Source organism: Verrucomicrobiia bacterium (genome assembly GCA_035629335.1).
Classification (GTDB): Bacteria; Patescibacteriota; Saccharimonadia; order Saccharimonadales; family Saccharimonadaceae; genus DASUUR01.
The window spans coordinates 238,773-255,255 of the sequence record DASPIB010000001.1 but is presented as its reverse complement, the minus strand read 5'-3'; the positions used below and the strand labels follow the sequence as shown (position 1 = coordinate 255,255).

18 protein-coding genes and 1 tRNA gene are annotated in these 16,483 nt (G+C 52.6%); 8 read left to right on the top strand and 11 right to left on the bottom strand.

Annotated features, from left to right (window positions below; all coding sequences use genetic code 11):
• Positions 1-132 precede the first annotated feature (132 nt).
• Complete coding sequence (locus VD907_01425; protein HYG83517.1) at positions 133-1,398, top strand: hypothetical protein; 1,266 nt, start codon at positions 133-135, stop codon at positions 1,396-1,398.
• Between the two features lie 134 nt (positions 1,399-1,532).
• Here VD907_01425 and VD907_01420 read toward each other — a convergent pair whose 3' ends face one another.
• The 4 genes from VD907_01420 to VD907_01405 form a co-directional block, all read right to left on the bottom strand.
• Entirely contained in the window at positions 1,533-2,513 is a 981-nt protein-coding gene (locus VD907_01420; protein HYG83516.1) for a Gfo/Idh/MocA family oxidoreductase, read from the bottom strand.
• Between the two features lie 150 nt (positions 2,514-2,663).
• Positions 2,664-3,008: a hypothetical protein gene (locus VD907_01415; protein HYG83515.1), complete on the bottom strand. Its 345-nt coding sequence runs from the start codon at positions 3,006-3,008 to the stop codon at positions 2,664-2,666.
• Positions 3,009-3,050: 42 nt separating this feature from the next.
• A complete protein-coding gene (locus VD907_01410; GenBank protein HYG83514.1) occupies positions 3,051-3,722 on the bottom strand; it encodes an NUDIX domain-containing protein in 672 nt (223 codons plus the stop codon).
• 31 nt (positions 3,723-3,753) lie between these two features.
• Positions 3,754-4,122 (bottom strand): hypothetical protein, encoded by a 369-nt coding sequence (locus tag VD907_01405; GenBank protein HYG83513.1) that lies wholly within the window; start codon positions 4,120-4,122, stop codon positions 3,754-3,756.
• Between VD907_01405 and VD907_01400 the strand changes: the two genes are divergently transcribed.
• From VD907_01400 to VD907_01390, 3 genes are all read left to right on the top strand, one after another.
• Complete coding sequence (locus VD907_01400; GenBank protein ID HYG83512.1) at positions 4,045-4,437, top strand: NUDIX hydrolase; 393 nt, start codon at positions 4,045-4,047, stop codon at positions 4,435-4,437. The two genes, VD907_01405 and VD907_01400, sit on opposite strands and share 78 nt — an antisense overlap.
• Before the next feature lie 145 nt (positions 4,438-4,582).
• A complete protein-coding gene (locus tag VD907_01395) occupies positions 4,583-5,476 on the top strand; it encodes an ABC transporter ATP-binding protein (protein HYG83511.1) in 894 nt (297 codons plus the stop codon).
• On the top strand, positions 5,476-7,104 hold the full coding sequence (locus VD907_01390; GenBank protein HYG83510.1) for an anibiotic ABC transporter: 1,629 nt from the start codon (positions 5,476-5,478) through the stop codon (positions 7,102-7,104). The genes VD907_01395 and VD907_01390 overlap by 1 nt, the downstream gene beginning before the upstream one ends.
• On the opposite strand, the gene VD907_01385 is transcribed toward VD907_01390, so the two are convergent.
• Complete coding sequence (locus tag VD907_01385) at positions 7,101-7,493, bottom strand: VOC family protein (protein HYG83509.1); 393 nt, start codon at positions 7,491-7,493, stop codon at positions 7,101-7,103. The genes VD907_01390 and VD907_01385 overlap by 4 nt on opposite strands.
• A 156-nt stretch (positions 7,494-7,649) precedes the next feature.
• On the opposite strand from VD907_01385, the gene VD907_01380 reads away from it, so the two are divergent.
• From VD907_01380 to VD907_01370, 3 genes are all read left to right on the top strand, one after another.
• A complete protein-coding gene (locus VD907_01380) occupies positions 7,650-8,735 on the top strand; it encodes a hypothetical protein (protein ID HYG83508.1) in 1,086 nt (361 codons plus the stop codon).
• Between the two features lie 176 nt (positions 8,736-8,911).
• Positions 8,912-9,256, top strand: a complete 345-nt coding sequence (locus VD907_01375) for a hypothetical protein (protein ID HYG83507.1) — start codon at positions 8,912-8,914, stop codon at positions 9,254-9,256.
• A gap of 227 nt (positions 9,257-9,483) precedes the next feature.
• On the top strand, positions 9,484-9,759 hold the full coding sequence (locus VD907_01370; protein HYG83506.1) for a hypothetical protein: 276 nt from the start codon (positions 9,484-9,486) through the stop codon (positions 9,757-9,759).
• Between the two features lie 110 nt (positions 9,760-9,869).
• Here the strand turns inward: VD907_01370 and VD907_01365 are convergent, their stop codons facing one another.
• From VD907_01365 to VD907_01345, 5 genes are all read right to left on the bottom strand, one after another.
• Positions 9,870-10,583, bottom strand: coding sequence for a GAP family protein (locus VD907_01365; protein HYG83505.1), 714 nt, complete (start codon positions 10,581-10,583; stop codon positions 9,870-9,872).
• Between the two features lie 198 nt (positions 10,584-10,781).
• A tRNA-Glu gene (locus tag VD907_01360) sits at positions 10,782-10,856 on the bottom strand.
• Between the two features lie 98 nt (positions 10,857-10,954).
• Entirely contained in the window at positions 10,955-11,413 is a 459-nt protein-coding gene (locus tag VD907_01355; GenBank protein HYG83504.1) for a hypothetical protein, read from the bottom strand.
• A gap of 189 nt (positions 11,414-11,602) precedes the next feature.
• Positions 11,603-12,883 (bottom strand): Y-family DNA polymerase, encoded by a 1,281-nt coding sequence (locus tag VD907_01350; protein ID HYG83503.1) that lies wholly within the window; start codon positions 12,881-12,883, stop codon positions 11,603-11,605.
• 1 nt (position 12,884) lies between these two features.
• On the bottom strand, positions 12,885-13,262 hold the full coding sequence (locus VD907_01345) for a S24 family peptidase (protein ID HYG83502.1): 378 nt from the start codon (positions 13,260-13,262) through the stop codon (positions 12,885-12,887).
• 714 nt (positions 13,263-13,976) lie between these two features.
• Here VD907_01345 and VD907_01340 point away from each other — a divergent pair.
• On the top strand, positions 13,977-15,011 hold the full coding sequence (locus tag VD907_01340) for a hypothetical protein (GenBank protein ID HYG83501.1): 1,035 nt from the start codon (positions 13,977-13,979) through the stop codon (positions 15,009-15,011).
• A 262-nt stretch (positions 15,012-15,273) separates the two neighbouring features.
• Here VD907_01340 and VD907_01335 read toward each other — a convergent pair whose 3' ends face one another.
• Positions 15,274-16,467: an MFS transporter gene (locus VD907_01335; GenBank protein HYG83500.1), complete on the bottom strand. Its 1,194-nt coding sequence runs from the start codon at positions 16,465-16,467 to the stop codon at positions 15,274-15,276.
• Positions 16,468-16,483: the final 16 nt, after the last annotated feature.

The following is a 16,483-nucleotide window of genomic DNA, read 5'->3' as shown; positions in this document are numbered from 1 at the left end:
ATAATGATATAGATTACTGTTTTTCAGTAACGCACTCTACAATCTAGATTTTAGGTGTAGGGGTAGATCTGCCTTTTGTAAAAAAGGAGGCGGTTTTGCCTCTTACACCCCGACGATCCTGGAAGGTTTCAAATGATCACCGAAGAATACGAGGAGGTGCGTACAGCCTTCCTCGAGGCGGTAAGCAAAGAGAAGGTTACTATTGAGCTGCTCCACCGAGCCATGGACTGCATCGACGTTGAGTTTGATCGCACCCCGTCATCGCTTGGCTGGCAATGGATTGCCGACTATCCTGGTCATTTTTTGCAGCTATTGACAGCGAGTGACACGGCGGTAACCGCTTTCTTCAAACGACACTTGCAGAACCCCTTTGTTCAGCGAGTGCTGTACTTTCCCGAGCTCCTTGGCCAAAGTGGCGACACTGCCGAAGAGCGCCTTAAGTTCGTGCGGACCATCTGGCTAGCGGCTGATTCCGCCCCGCACCATCGGTGGCTGCAAAACGCCCTGAAAGTGGGGATTTCGGAAGCAGCGCTGGCTCGGCTGATTCTGGAGAAGCTCGAGAGAAGCCAGGGCTTTAGGGAGGTCTTCGCTCGTAACGGCGGAAGCAGTAGAGTCTCACATGAGGCACTCTACAACCAGGCAAGCGATAGCTGGACAATGGCGCAGCTACATGCCGCCGACGCTTGGCAGCCAAATTATTGGTTACTTTTGTCGAATAGTCACCTGCTGCGGGTAGTGATGTTGCTTGTCGATAGGGCGCCACAACTGTTTTTCAGCGATAGCCGTACTAATGACGGGCCGAATTTTTGCGAGCTGCTCGCGATTCGGCTTGGCGAGGCGCAGGCCCAGCAGCTACTGAACTTGGCGGGCAACCGTCTACAGTCGCTTGAAGGCGTTTCGGAGCGGTTGTTTGCTCGTTTACCGGCGCATCTTCAGCTGGCTGTTTTGAACCGCGTGCCGCTGAACACCCGCTGGATCCTTTGGGCAACGCTGCGGCATTTCGATGTCTTTGGCGACAGCCTGCTCCAGCGAATTGAGCAAGTTGATCACCGAGACTACCTACGGTGGTGGCGCTACCTCGATTTCGAGCCGGAATTTGCGCGGGTTAAGCAACAGCGCCATAAACTGGCAATCGATATCGAGAAGCGGCTGCTTGCGGAGCTCAGAAAGGCAGACTGGAAAACCGGCACACTGCAAGCTCAGGAGCATCGCGGCGAAGTTCAATTGGGGGTACACACCCCGCACAAGCAGTACGTCAATAAATATCAAGAAAGCTACCCGTTCCTTCGATCGTTCGAGCCTCAGGCCGGCGATGAAGTGTTGTTCCATCCTGGCCACGCCGAACGCTTGACGCCAAGCGTCTCGGTGGTGAAATTCTTTCTTGTTAACCGTCCATAGATTGTCGAGTTGCCCGACCCCGCATTTTAAGCGGCTCCGTCGGGCTTACTCCTGGGCAAAGATATCTATATTTTTCCAGGAGTAATAAGATATTAAGACGCCCCTGCTCGTATAAACGAACAGGGACGGGAGAATCAGCCGCAGCTACCCCTCTCGAGCAGGTCGATCATCAAGGAGTTCACCTCAATCAGATGATCGTAACGCGAAAGAGATGGTTTCGCCAGCGTATCCAGGAAGGAGCGAGTGACGCCCTCGAACACTCGGTCGTACCCACTCTTATCCATCTTACTGATCGACTGACGGTGCACTTGCTGCGACTCGTGCTCTGTAATAAGCACCTCGCCCATCTGTACACGCACCACGCAGGTCGCCCGCCAGAACCGCAGTCGAATTTCTTCGGGATACCCCTTATGGTTCGGAGCAAGCCGCCGAGTCCCGACAAACGAGAAGGAGGTTTCCTCCACAGAGCCAACAACATTGTAGTAATCCGGGCCATCAGCCACTCGCCACGCCTGCAGCTTTCCGGAAGGCTGCCAGTGACGAATCAGTCCGAGCTCATGGGTGGCGTGGTCAGCTAGCAAACTGCGGGCGATCTTCCATGACGTATCGGGCGCAGGGTAAGAAAAGTCGAGAGCAATATGGCACAGATCACCATACTTCCGAATCAAACTTGGGAGCTGAGCCGTGGTCCAACTGTACGGCAGGTTAGGATTGTGGCTATCTTCTCGCGGATAACAGCTCATCACCGGAATCTTCCGGCTCTGGGCCGTGCGAATCGCTCGCTCCACCCTTGCCAGATCCTTACGGTTGAGCGCCAGCGGCTTATCACAAAACACTGGCTTACCGGCGGCAATCGCTAGTTCGAGCTGCTCGGCATGCGCCGCATCAACCGATGTGATCATAACCGCATCAACGCCTGGATGTCGCACCAGTTCTTCAGCTGAACCACAAATCACTGCAGCTTCATCACCATGCTCACGCATCGCTCGGAGCATTTTGTCGCGAGCCGGATCGTAAACTGCTGCGACCACATGACCGGCGCTCTTCAGGTGCTTTCCGTGCGAACGAGCAAAGTGACTGCTGGCGTAACCCAGCACACCCATTCGGTATGACACATTTACTCCATTCCTAGGCTTGCTCCAGCATAACAGGTCATTTTTGATTTGAATAGACACACAACCGATAGGCAGGCTCTTTGGCGGGCTGATCGATGTGGTTAGCAATTTTAAACCCTCACCTAGAGGCTAGGCGAGGGTGTCTGCTAATTACGATAGTGCTCGGTAAAGTTCAATAAAGTGTTCCCCAAGCAGATTATCCTGAACAATTGGTGGTTCAAGCATACCAGCATCTTGAATCAAGCTGATAACACCGTGTCGGGCGGTAGCGTTTCCTTGAATAGAAATAACCACTCGGTAGTGCGTGTTCCGGCAATTGATATTAAATACCGCCACGATCGTTGTGGGAAAATTGTAGGGAGACTTAATGACAATATCGCCTTCTTCTCCATTTCGTAGTTCCCACCTATAGCGCCTCGTCAGCGTTAGCACCACCACGAGCAAACTATCTGAATCGTGGTCGCCCAAACCGAATGTTTTATGTTCAGCCTGCATGAAACACCTCCGGAAGGATCAAAAGTACTATATCATAAATTGTTATGATTGTAATCGAGTGGTTATCTCTTCGAATATTGCCCCAGTACGTTGGCTCAACTGAGCAATTTCATAAAAACCAGGCAAGAAATCTGTGGGGATGACACTCGCTAAGGGTGCCCAAAAGCTTTCGCCAAGTTCCGGGCGCATTTCAGTTTGCCGGCCTGGTTGAATATCTCGCGCCTCAAATAAGTGCACTAGCATGTGCCGGTCGATATCGTCGCCTCTCATGACTCGCACGTAAACATCTCCCTTGTGGGCAAGTTCAGCAGTCAAACCGGCTTTTTCAGCTAACTCCAGCGCCGCCATAGCAAACACGCCCTCGCCGTAATGCATCATGCCATGCGGAAAGCTAATAAGCCCCGTGTTCGGCTGGCGGCGCCACCTGGTGAATAAATACTCCCCTTGTTCGTTTTTAGCGATGATTGCATTTAAAATCTGCGGCTGTTTTCGCATCTTCCCCGTCTTCAAGCTCAGCGTACTAACAAACTGCAAGCCTTTTGGCGACAAACGATACACTCTGTCGGTTTTTTCAACCAGGCCCTCCTTCATTATCCCTTTTAGGTGGTACATGAATAGATTGCCTTCAATATCTCTTGGTTTTAATTCACTATAGCGCCGGGTCGGATTTTTTGTTAGTTCTAGTAAAATATGATTTTGGATCCAGTTTGTCATCGTCAAATGTTTTTGAGTCAAAAGGTCCTGCTTATATTAGTCTGTTCCAGCAGCTAGTATAACACTGTACCTTAACAGTACCGATGAGGAAGGCTGAGTGATGAAGCTTCGTTTCACGCCGCCCCAGGATGGCCGGTCCCACACCTACTGCTTGCGCTGTCAGGCAGAAGCGGTGACCGAGAAGCCGTGGCCGCCGCGCGAACAGCGCTACCAGTGCGCCGCGTGCCGCTACAAGAGCAGCCGTGCGCTGATTGTCGACCCGAGCGTGAAGTGGTGGACCAACACGACTGACGAGTACTGGCACGAGACCGCTGGTATCTTTGTGGCCAACGAGCAGGGTGAGTTTTTGTTCTTCGATCGGGTGAAGCACCCGTTCGGCCTCACCGTTCCGGCTGGCCACGTGGATTTCAACGAGAAGCCACTGCAGGCTGGGGTGCGCGAGCTACGCGAAGAGACTAGCATTGTGGCTAGTTCGCTGAGGCCTTGCGTCATCGACAATATTTGGGGTGACGAGTGCCGCCGTGGTGCCGACGTGCACCGCTGGCACATTTTTGCCACGCGGTTGCCGGCTGGCCAGACCGTCAAGGTTGACGCCAGTGAAGGCGCGGCGCCGGTCTGGATGACGCTAGCGGCGGCCCGGCAGGCACCGCTGACACCGGCACTCCGACACATCGTGCGCCACCACAGCCACGCGCTGCTGGCAGCCATCACCTAACCAAACCCTGTCCTGTGTCTCTTTTTAGAGGCACAGGACATTACAATTTCGGGTTGTCTTTTATCCCAGCGGCAGTTTGCTATACTAGTAAAAACAGCATCCAAAACAAACAAGGAGCGCTATGCATCCCTACACGAGCACCGATATCGAAATTATTGCCATAAAAGATCTTCATAAAAACTTTGGGAAAGCAAAAGCCCTTAATGGGCTTGAACTAAGCGTAAAACAAGGCGAAATTCATGGTTTTCTGGGGCCAAATGGCGCCGGCAAATCAACCACTATTCGTATTTTGCTTGGTTTACTTCGAAAAACGCGGGGTACGGTGAGCTTGTTCGGCCGCGATCCGTGGCGTGAAGCCACCGAACTACATCGCCGCTTAGCTTATGTTCCAGGGGATGTCAATTTGTGGCCTAATCTTTCTGGCGGCGAAGCCATAGACTTGCTCGGGACATTACGTGGTAACTTCAACACCATGCGGCGGAACGAGCTGATCGAGCGATTCAAACTTGACCCGACCAAAAAATGCAACGCCTACTCCAAGGGCAATCGCCAAAAAGTTGCCATAATATCGGCTCTGGCATCAGATGTTGATCTGTACATTCTCGACGAGCCGACCTCAGGGCTCGACCCGTTGATGCAATCAATATTTAATGAAGAAATGGCCAAGCTCAAACAGCAAGGAAAAACGGTGCTTCTTTCGAGCCACGTGCTCGCTGAAGTTGAAGCCTTGTGCGATCAAATTACTATTATTAAAGAAGGCCGCACCGTTGAAGCAGGCACGCTGAACGAGCTGCGACAACTGACTCGCACCACTGTTGAAGTGCGCACCGAGCAGCCGATTAGCAAACTGGAAACCATTCCCGGCGCCTTCGATATTGAACAGCGCGGCACCCATGCACGCTTAAAAGTAGAGCCCGCCAGCCTTGACGAAGTAATGCGCCATTTAGCGAAGTTTACCATTACCAGCCTTACCGCCACGCCGCCAACGCTTGAAGAACTGTTTTTGAAGCACTACGGCGAAGGCTCGGAGGATAATTAATGGCAGCTTTTACTGGCCTAGGGAAAGTAATTCGTCTCGCCCTACGCCGCGATCGCTTAAAGCTACCGCTAACCATATTGCTACTCGCAGGGATGTTTTTTGCGCTAACGGCGAGTGTTGTCGAAGTTTACGGCGGCAGCCCAGCCGAACGTGCCGCCTATGCCACAACTTCAGCGGTCAGTACGGTGGCGATCGCTTTTAATGGGCCAGTGCTGGGCGATAGCTTGGGTTCGGTAGCCTTCACGGAAACTTTCACCTTTTTTGCGATTTTTGTGGCGCTCGCGACAACCCTACTGGTTATCCGCCACACCCGCCAGAATGAAGAACATGGGCGGATGGAACTTTTGGGTGCGGCAGTTATCGGCCGGCACGTACCCTTAACAGCGGCACTGGTGATAGCGGCGGGCTTTGCCGTGCTTATAGGCGGTGCGGTGGCGCTTAGTTTTGTCTTACACGGCCTGCCCTTCTCTGGTTCGCTATTGGCTGGAACTGCCATGACTTTTATTAGCCTGTCGTTCGCCGGCATTGCCGCTGTCACCGCTCAGCTTACGCGCACTGCCCGGGCTGCTAATGGCCTGGCTGCCGCCACTATCGGTGCAGCTTTTCTGGTGCGGGCTCTCGGTGATATTCAAGGCGAAGCACAACCTGGCGGCGTCAGTGCCACGAGTGGCTGGTTATCATGGTTATCGCCCATTGGCATTGCTCGTAATGCTCGGCCGTTTGCCGAGAACCAATGGTGGGTTATCGGCATTTTGGTTGCCATATGTATAGCCTTTCTTGCACTTGGCTACTGGCTCGCCTCTCGGCGCGATCTCGGCACTGGGCTTCTGCCAAGCAAATCCGGGCGGGCCACTGCTCGCGGCTATCTTTTAAGTACTTTTGGCCTGGCGTTTAGGTTGCAGCGCGGCATTTGGCTGGGCTGGTGTGTTGGAATCAGCGTTTTAGCTGTGACGCTTGGTGCTGTCGCCGAAGAAGTTGGTAAGTTCTCAGAAAATTCCGAACAAACAGCACAAATTATTGCCGCCCTTGGTGGTACCGCTAGTTTAACCGAGGCCTACCTCTCATTTGCGCTGCTACTGTTTGGCGTGGCCGCTGTCGCGTATTCGATTCAAGCCACGCTTCGTGTGCGATCCGAAGAAGCATCGGGGCATCTGGAAATGCACCTTGCCACGCAGACGCACCGTTCAACAATCTTTATTAGTCACGCTGTACTGGTGGCTATTGGTGCGTTTCTGCTGCTCATTGTGGCCGGAGCTACTGCTGGGCTCACTTATGGCCTTGTAATCGGCGAACCATTGCAGCAAACAGGCGGTCTGTTACTGGCAACGCTAAATTATTTCCCGGCTGTACTGCTATTCGTCGGGCTAACTTTACTGGCCTTGGGCTGGTTCCCCGCGGGAGCTGCGGCCGCTTCCTGGTTATTGTTTGCTGCGAGTTACTTTATCTTACAGTTCAGCCAATTGCTACAGTTCCCAACTTGGGTCGAGCAGTTATCGCCGCTCACTCATATTCCGCAGTTACCGGCCGAACAATTTGCAGCACTACCACTGTTAGTACTCAGCGGGATAGGCATCGCGGCAGGGTTAGCCGGCATCTGGCGCTTTACCTCCCGCGATATGACAACTTAGTTTGACGCAAATACCTCGATCATGTTGCCTTCCGGATCTTTCACCAACACAAATACACCGTTGAGTGATTTCATCGGGATTTTCTCTGATTCCACCGTACCGCCGGCGGCAGTTACTTTGGCGATCGCTTGGTCAAGATCGTCAACTTCGACAAGCACGACTGGTGTGGTAATGCCAGTCGCCTTCTTGACAATACAGCCATTCACCCGCGCTCGCTCCAGCGGGTCAAAATTCTCATCACTTTGTGAATTTAGCGCGACGTTGTAGTCAAAGTCGCTATTATCTTCGGTAGTGAGCGGCTGAATGTCCCAGCCAAATGCTTTATTGTAAAACGCCGTAGCTTTTTCGGTGTCATCAGCGGGTATACTAAACCATGTTACCGGATTCATAAGATTCCTCCTTATTTACCTTTTTATAATAATACCTACAAAATATATCGCAAGAACTTACTTTTTTGTAAGTTTTATAAGTACCGCAGTTGACGAAGCCCCCACCAACTGGCTACTATAAGTATCTGAGCACACCAACAACTCCGAGGAGGAGCTATGGCTAGCCAACTGCCCATCTATCTGACCGGAAGTTACCCCAAATACGGCGGGCCAAGCGCAGAAGATCACCTTCGTGCCATGCTGGCGCTGGTTCACAACCCGCTGGCGCTTGGTGGCGGTGAATGGCGCATCCCCCAGGAAGATAACTGGGTGGTTTGGCAGAGCCGAGAGATTCACCGCGAGCTGACTGGAAGCAGCACGCTTGCCATGGAGGGCAATCGGTACGCCGATTTCGCCATTCGCTTGCTGAAGGGGACCGTACTGACAGCCGTTACAAAGCCAACTGTACCTGTCGACAAGCCTCGGTTGCATTATGGCGACTGGGCGCTCCAAGACCGAAAGGTAGTGGAGGCAGTTATAAAGCAGAGGCAAATCGATGCCACATTCATGCGTGGCGCTCCATCGGCTTTCGGTTTGAGCTTCTTTTCAGGGGTAATTACTCACCTTGAGCTGCTTGAGCGTCGGCTGGCCGAGGAACTCCGGAAGATGCTGACACCCGACAAGCTCAGCGCCACCATCGTACAGTTTGAGCTGCCGGCTGAGCTTGCCCTCATTGCCTACGCACCTGGTCAAGAAGCTAAGCGTAAGTTGGTTCAAAAGTTCGTACAAAGTATCGAACGGGTCATCCGGCAACTTCCCAAGGGTACCCGTATTGCGTTTCATCTGTGCTGGGGCGATTTGAAGCACCGCGCAGTGGTGCCGAAGCCGCTGCAGTCGCTGGAGTCGATCGTACTGTTGATGAACGGCTTGCTTGCACTGCCGGTGTGGCAGCAGGGCTGGCAGTTGGCGGCAATTCACACTCCGCACTGCGATGGCAAAAATGCGCCCGCCGAGGGTCCGCAGACGTACCGAACTTTCAAGCAGTTGGAAATTCCGGCCAATCTTGATTTTTGGATGGCGCTCGGCATTCTTCATCCGAAGCTTTCGCTTGAGCGAACGACAAACCTCACCGGCACGTTGCGCGAGCTACTGCGCGCACAAGGCGTACAGCACTTTGCACTTGCAACCCCCTGCGGCAACGCTCGCGCCAGCAGGAATGAGCTTGAGCGAGTGTACGGCATCGCCCAAGAAGTAAGGGTGTAGCTTTTAGCGGAAGATGATCTTAAAGGTCGTCTTCCGCTCTTTTATTGCTTGCCCCAGATTAAACTGTGCTTTCTAGAGCCCCGCAACTGTTCTTACACATACTTGTGAATGCACAATAATTATGTTATTATATAGATAAGGCACTTTCCCATCATTCGACCGAAAAGAGTAATCAGATGAGCGTCGATCAGCCTGTCTCACAGAAGAAGCGGCTATTTCATGGCCTCCGTCAGCCTAAGCGGCCAAGCCCGCTGTTGGCGCTGGGTTTAGACCTGCTGAACAGCTTTGCAATCGCCCTTCTCTTTGCTGCGCTCGAGAAAACGAGCGGGGACATCGCCACGCTGCGCAACAACAGCGCACCCACTCTGGATGCCTATGAGTTGTTTGCGGTTTGGTTTGCAATCGTGCTGTGGTGTGCGGAAGTCGTGCTCATCGGTGCTAATATCATGGTTATTCGCCAGCGAATGATCGACCGCTTCCAGCTCCACCGAAACCGCACCATGAAATATCGTCTCCGGTAGAACAGAAGATGGCGCTTGTCGACAACGACGATCAACAAGCGCCACGGGAGGCCAAACCAAGCCGGTCGAGCATTGCTCCCGGCTTTTTACTACTACACCCGCCAATCATCGGCAGGTAGAGCTACTTTTTGATGAAATAGTATGCTATCCTAGGCTGCGAGGCCGCACCGCCGCTCACTAGAGACAGGTCTCGCGCAGCCATCGTCCGCACAAACGGAGGTTAAAAGATGACCGAGCTTAATCGCGCCGCCCTTGAAGCTCTTACCAAGGCACAGCAGGCACTCGATGAAGCGGTACAATTAGCACAAATCGCTGCCATTACAATGACGCCCAGCAATATTCGACCCGAAAAACTTAATGATTGGCGAGCGGAGCAGGTTAATCCGACCAAAAACGCCAGTATTAAGGCTGCCACCCAAAAGCGAGATGAGCGCCTGGAGTCGCTCGGCTGGACGCTTACGGAATGGCTACAGCGCTATAAGGCAGCGCAAAAGGGCCGCTGAGCTTAGTCGTTCTCCTGGGTTCTTGCAAATTTTTGCGAGAACCCAGTTTAAATTAAGTTCACAAGAAGCAAAGCAAGCTATCTAAAATCACTGTGGCGATCTCGATAGAATTACGAACCCGGAATTATTAAATCAAAAAAGCCCAGCCTCCATAAGGCGTCCCGTGCAATTAAGAACCCAGCAATACCTATTAGCCAGGCAGTACTGCCAGTCAAATGCCGCGTTGCCCAGCGTTCCATTGCGGCTATTTTTGGCTCTATTTTAGCGCGCATCGCCAGCCGAAGCCCAAATAGAATAAGCGCCGGAAGAATCATGACCACACAATATACTGCTAGAACCCCGATCGCTGTAATCGGCTCGCTATTTGCATTAACTAAAATACCAATGGCCGCCAAATACGGCAGCATCGTCGCTGCCTCTAAAAGTCCCGCCGTCAAGGCTAACCCGATTACGAGCACAGTCGAGGAGTCCGCTGAAGCTAATTTTGTACGTAGCTTGGCAATCTTTCCTTCTTGCTGAGTATCTTTGGGCCGGTTCGGCTTGAAGCTAAGAATTAACAAAGCGGCCCCGACAAATAATTGCAGCCAATTAACCATTTGAGTAGTCGCTGGGGCTGCAAGAAGCGTTTTAAAAAAATCTACCCCATAAAACAATGCCACCCCAAGCAAAAAATAGAAGACGGTAATCGTAATAAGATATATACCTATTGACTTTTGGTTCAAGCGCGAACGACTAAGTAACCACAGCGGAATCAACAGCGTGCCAATACTGGTGCTATCAACCAAAGCCAGCCCGAGAAGTGGCAGAAGAATGTCTAATATCATGAACCTATTATACCGTTCACCGCAACTAGGTCAGCTTGAAAATAACGTCTGTGCATAAAACGAGTAAGAATATGCTTACAAAAATAAAGATGTCCTCAGTTTTATACAAACCGTACGAGAAAGTTTTGTCAAAGCACCACGGATAAAACAAAAGAAAGACCACAAAACTTCGTGGTCTTTCTTGTATAAATAATTTCATGGTGATCCCAAGGGGAATCGAACCCCTGTTGCCGGGATGAAAACCCGGTGTCCTAACCGCTAGACGATGGGACCATCTAACAGGAAGGTATTATAGCAAAAAATAATCTAATAATCAATAAAAAACTCTGCTCGGATGTAACAAATTTCATTACACCCGAACAGAGATAACACTACGACCTCAGCGCTTCACGCACGATAGTAGCCCATGAAGACGACTTAGTGTGTTTTGGCTTAACAAGAGGCGGCAAAGCCTTAACCAATTTAGCAAGCCCGGGATTACCACCATCTGCTGCAACTGTGGTTTTTACGAAGTTCAGTTGTTCATGAACGACCACTACCGACTTCGTTAGCACTTCATAAAGCCGTGGTAAGCGCATCCCAACCAGGAAAGCATCGGGCTCGAGGTCCACGTAAGCCGCGTTTGGTACATAAATCAAACCCGCAATCGCGTTGCGTACCGATGGTTTCAACTGATTTCGAGCTTTCATAACCTCGGGCTTACTGCGGAAATTTGTAGCCGTGAAGCTAACCGGCAGGCTACCCTTAACAAAAGGATCGAGCTCCGAAGACACTTGCAGCCTAAGAACACGATCTCGCGGAATGCTCACCGTGATAACCGTAGTGGTCACTTCTCACTATTCCCTTTTCAGCTCGGTCGTTTCCTGCCTTAAAATTAACAGGCCCTGCTGATAATACGCCTGCTGGCACTCTCTGGCAAGTCTTTGTAAAAGGTATGTCGATATTTACATAGTAAAGAAGTGTTAATTATGGCTCTCTCACTGGAATCCAAAGCGGAAGCAGCACAAATTGCCCAAGGCTCAGACACTTAATTGCGGCAACTGGCTCCAACTTGTCGTATACTGCGAACTGCGCCATTTATGCTGCGCCTTCCAGTCAGATAAGTGTGGCCGCTCGGTGGCGTGCCAAATAGTTTTAGCACCGTACCGTTTATTTAGGGCGTCAACCGAGCGCATCAACCGCACCCGCCGCTCACGCTGGGCATCTGGGCTGGTTAAAGATAGCTGCCACGAAGCAGCGTCCCCCACCCCTAGCAGAGTCACCATAGCTTTATCGTACCCCAGCTCAGCATCATAAATCTGCTCTAAGCCTTCGGTGCTCATGGCGATAATCCGGCCGGTGTCCGCTGTGGCTTCAGGTGCGGTAATTACGGCTCGCACATACTGATATTTGCGCTGCTCGCCGGGTTGGCGCACCCGTAAATAGACCGCCACTCCTTCACAAATTGAGTCCTGCCGCCGTAAAGCTCCGGCTGCCCGGGCTGCAAAAGTTGCCACCGCGCTTTCGAGCTGATGATAGGCTCGCACGGCGTGGCCAAACTGACTCGAGCGCATAATCGTATCCTTACGCTTGCCACTGGTTTCCAGGCCGCTCCAGGCTTCGCCACGCAACTCTTTTGCCGTTGCCAGCCCTTTAATGGTTAGTGATTTTTGAATGAACTTATCCGACAGTTTGGTGATATCGTAGGCACTGCGCACGCCAATATCTTGTAATTTTGGCGCCGTTCGCCAGCCAATCCCCCACACCTCTTCAACGGGCAGCCATTTCAGCAGTGCCTCGCGACTAGCTTCGCTGATAGCCACATGCACACCGCCGGTGCCTTCGGTTTTTTTGGCAAAAGTCGCTGCCGCTTTTGCCAGCGTTTTTGAAGGCGCCACGCCAATCGATACCGGAATGCCAGTTGCCTGCAGCACAGCGGCTCGGGCTTGCAGTGCCCAAGCAGCGTAATCGTTGCCAGCGAGGCTGCTTAATTCCACAAACGATTCGTCAATTGAATAAACTTCAATATTCGGCGCCATGGCCGATAAAACCGCCGTTACTCGCTGCGACATATTGCCATATAGCCCAAAATTGCCCGAAAATACCGCCACGCCGTGAGTCCGGACCACGTCTTTAATCTTGAAAAATGGCACGGCCATCGGTATACCAAGCGCCTTAGCCTCGTTGCTGCGCGCCACCACACAGCCGTCGTTATTACTGAGCACAATCACCGGCCGAGTCGCCAGTTCGGGGCGAAACACGCGCTCGCAGGAAGCGAAGAAGTTATTACAGTCAATCAAAGCGAATACTTTTTGGGCCATACTACCTCTGTTTCCGCATCGGCTGTACCAAATACGTCACGACGCCCCAAACACTGGTTTGCTCGGCTGTTTCTTTTTCGCCACTCGGCAGGCTTAAGAATTCTGTCTGTCGGTCGCGGTGAAACTGCCGAATAACAAAGCTCTCATCAATGATCGCCACCACGGTGTCGTTATTTCTTGGCAGTAGCGCCCTATCAACCACGGCAATTGTGCCGGCGGTCACCCCTACACTTTCGGCAGCTTCGGGAGTCAGACGCCAAAAATACGTGCTGGCTTGGTGCTGCACAATCAATGTATCTAAACTGAGGCCCATCACATCGCTGGTTTCGGCTGGGTTCGGAAAACCAGCGTGATAGACCACTTCACTACCATCTTGCATGTTATATTTATTATACTCTTTTACTATCTATTGGCGTTAGTGCTCCCGGTAATCCAGGCCATTTTCTGGCGGGAGCACACTTTTTTCTCTATCTTTCACCGGAAGATAGAGAAAGCGTTCGGCTAAGAATCGATCATTGCGATCGATTCTTACAGTCTCCCGCCAGAAAACGGCCTGGATTACTGACCCCATCGCAACTAAAAGTAAAAAACACTATAAAATCCTCTTGCATATGAACTATAACCTGCTTATAATTAGCCAATGTGTGCTGGCAGTTATCGTTAGCGTTGTCATCGACAAGAGGCTCGTGCCCGTGACCATTCTAACGATAGTTCATCGACGATCATAGCTATTGACATTGGGTGTTCAATGTGATACTATTTATTAGATCGTGAGGTGATGCCACTATTAAGACATCATGACCGAGGAGTCCTTAACAAATCGGATCATTACACTGCATGTCTTTCGCACACGGCTACCAAGCGAATGTAGCGTGGTGGAGATAACCCTGGCTGTTGCCGCTTGCCACGGTGTTTATCTCTGCCACGCTGCATTCGCAGCCACCCGGATTATTCCGGAATGTATTTTCTGACAATTGCGAAGACTTGCTGTAAAAGGCAGGTCTTTTTTCTTGCACATTTGGACTAACGTTTTGTCGATGAATACATCGTCGCTAAAGCGTTAGTCCAAACCATTCGGAGTAAGGAGAAAGACATGTCTTCAGGTACTCGAAGCCGCGGCCGTCTGGTCGCTGCCTTGCTGTGCTTCGCCATCGCCGCAGTCGCAGCCGTGCTCGGGGTCCACCATCTCTGGCAATGGGCAGCCGGTAACACACCGTCGCCCAGCGGCGCGCAAGCCGCCCTGGTGTCCAGCATCGGGCCGACCCCGACATCCAGCGCAGCACAGTGCCCGAACACGGGCCCGGCCAAGCTGGAGCAGGGGCCAAACCACGAGCTAGTGACCGGCGGTTTGCCCGCGGACAACATCGACGCTGCCAAGCAGAAGCTGTTGGACGCAGCGACCACCAACCCGGTATTCGTGAGCGGCTACGCCTTCGAACGTGGCATCCGTGGCTACATCGATGCCAACACGTTGGTCAAGGATGGCTGCTGGACACCAGAGGGCTACAAGCTATCACTGGAAGTTATCGGTATCATCAAGTCCGGCACCGCCCAATACGGCAACGCCGATCCTGGCCGCCGGAACTCCGGCAGCCAGGACGGTAAACTGGTCGTCTCGGAAACCGCCGGCTTGAATGGTGACCTGAAGTCCGTGCGGATTTACTACCCGGATGGCAGCTTCACTGAGGTATTGGTTCGTTGCTCGAACTTCCTGTTCGAAGGCGACGTGCCGGAGATCCCGCGGGGCAAGACGGACAACCCGCCAACCCCCACCGGACAGACGCCGCAGCCACCGAACCCGCAGCAGCCCGAGTGCCCACCCGGCACGGTAGGGACGCCACCAAACTGCGTGGCGCCGAAGAACTCGGCGCAGCAGCCGGAGAACCGAGGCAACATTCCGCCTCAGGTGCAGCCTGGTGGGCAGAAGCAGACGGCGAGCCCGACGCACGCGCAACCCGTGGAGCCGCCGAACCCGCCGCCGACCTACAACTCGCCGGCACCGCCCGCACCGCCTGCGCCCAGCCCGCGACCGACGCCACCGCCCGTGAACCAAGGGCCGCCTAGTCAGACGCCCGCGCCACCCGGCGACCCGTGCGTCACCAACCCTTCTAGCCCAATTTGCGGCTAGTTCCCAAGGTGCGGCGCGTAAAGACAACGAAGTCGCGCGCCGCACCTTACACCTCTTCTAATTGTCAGAAATTTTACGAGAGGAGTTACTCTTACTAGTATACCTACTAGGGTTGAGCAGCTCCTCTCTCAACCATTTTTTGCATTGTTATGATCTGATTTGTGAAGCCAACATGATGCCTCTAAATTGAAGGGGCTCTTTTATTATTAAAAGTCCCAGGCCGGTAATGCACCAACCTGGGAACTATTGCACTATTCTGCCGCTACACCTGCGCTCCCTGCGGCACAAACTTTGCCGGCAGATACTTAGCGCACAGCACTGCAAACGGCAAAAACAGTACCACATTTGCAAGTAGCGCCCACTGCACGCCAAAATTGCCGCCCAGTCCCACAACCAGCACGCCCACAATGTAGAAAATCATATACACACTGGTGCGTACCGACGCGGCTGTCGACATAATATCCTGAGCGGGCACCTGGGTGTTGAAAATCGGACGCGCAACGGCCGACGACCAACCACCAGCGATAGCAATCAGCCCATACAAGCCAATCGTCCACCAGGTAACGGTGACTGCCAGCAAGGCCATCGAAGCCAACGATAAAAACATCGGCATCACAAACAACCGCTGGATATGCCACTGAAAAACATAGCGCTTCGCCAGCGTCGTCCCGATTAGCACCGCACCTTGTTGTGCGGCCCACATAACGCCAACTACCTCGAGCGGCACGCCCACCAGAAGCAGCAGCGGTGTCTGCACGATAAACAATGTCCGGCACATCTGGATCGAAGTTGCGCCAGCCAGCACGGCCCAGCGCAGCTGTTGGTTTACCATGACCAAACGAACAATACTCGCCATCTCTCTCAGAGCGGTCTTAATATCCCTTTTATCGGAAAAGGTCACCTTGGGTGGGGCGATGTCCTTCAGCAGGGCCGTGACAATCGCTCCAAAAACATATGGCCCGGCACCAAAAATAAATGCCCATGTATAGCCAAAGTTTGCCGCAACAAACCCACCCATCGCCAACAAAACAGCTGCCGATACGGCCGCCAACTGGTGATGCAGTATCAGCTCCTTCGACATATCACGACGCAGCCGTTGGCAATAGGCTGCCACCAAGCCATCGTCTGATCCGCTAATGAGTGACACTCCAATACCAAGCAGTGCTTCAAGTAGCAGCACATCCAGGAAACTATCTACCTGGGTATACGCCAAAAAGCACAGCGCCATCACGATATCAGCTACAACGACACAGCTCTTACGGCTGGTTTTGTCGGCGAGCCAACCGGCAGGGATATCAAAACAGAAGGCAGCCAGCATAAACGTCGCCTGACTCATGCCAATTTGAAATTGGCTGAGGCCGATTCCGCTGAGATACGGCACCATAATCGGTGCCACTGAAAAAGCAGTGGTAATCGCTATCCGTGCTCGAAGCAGCGGCAAACTAACAATTTGCACCTGACTTACCTTTCAG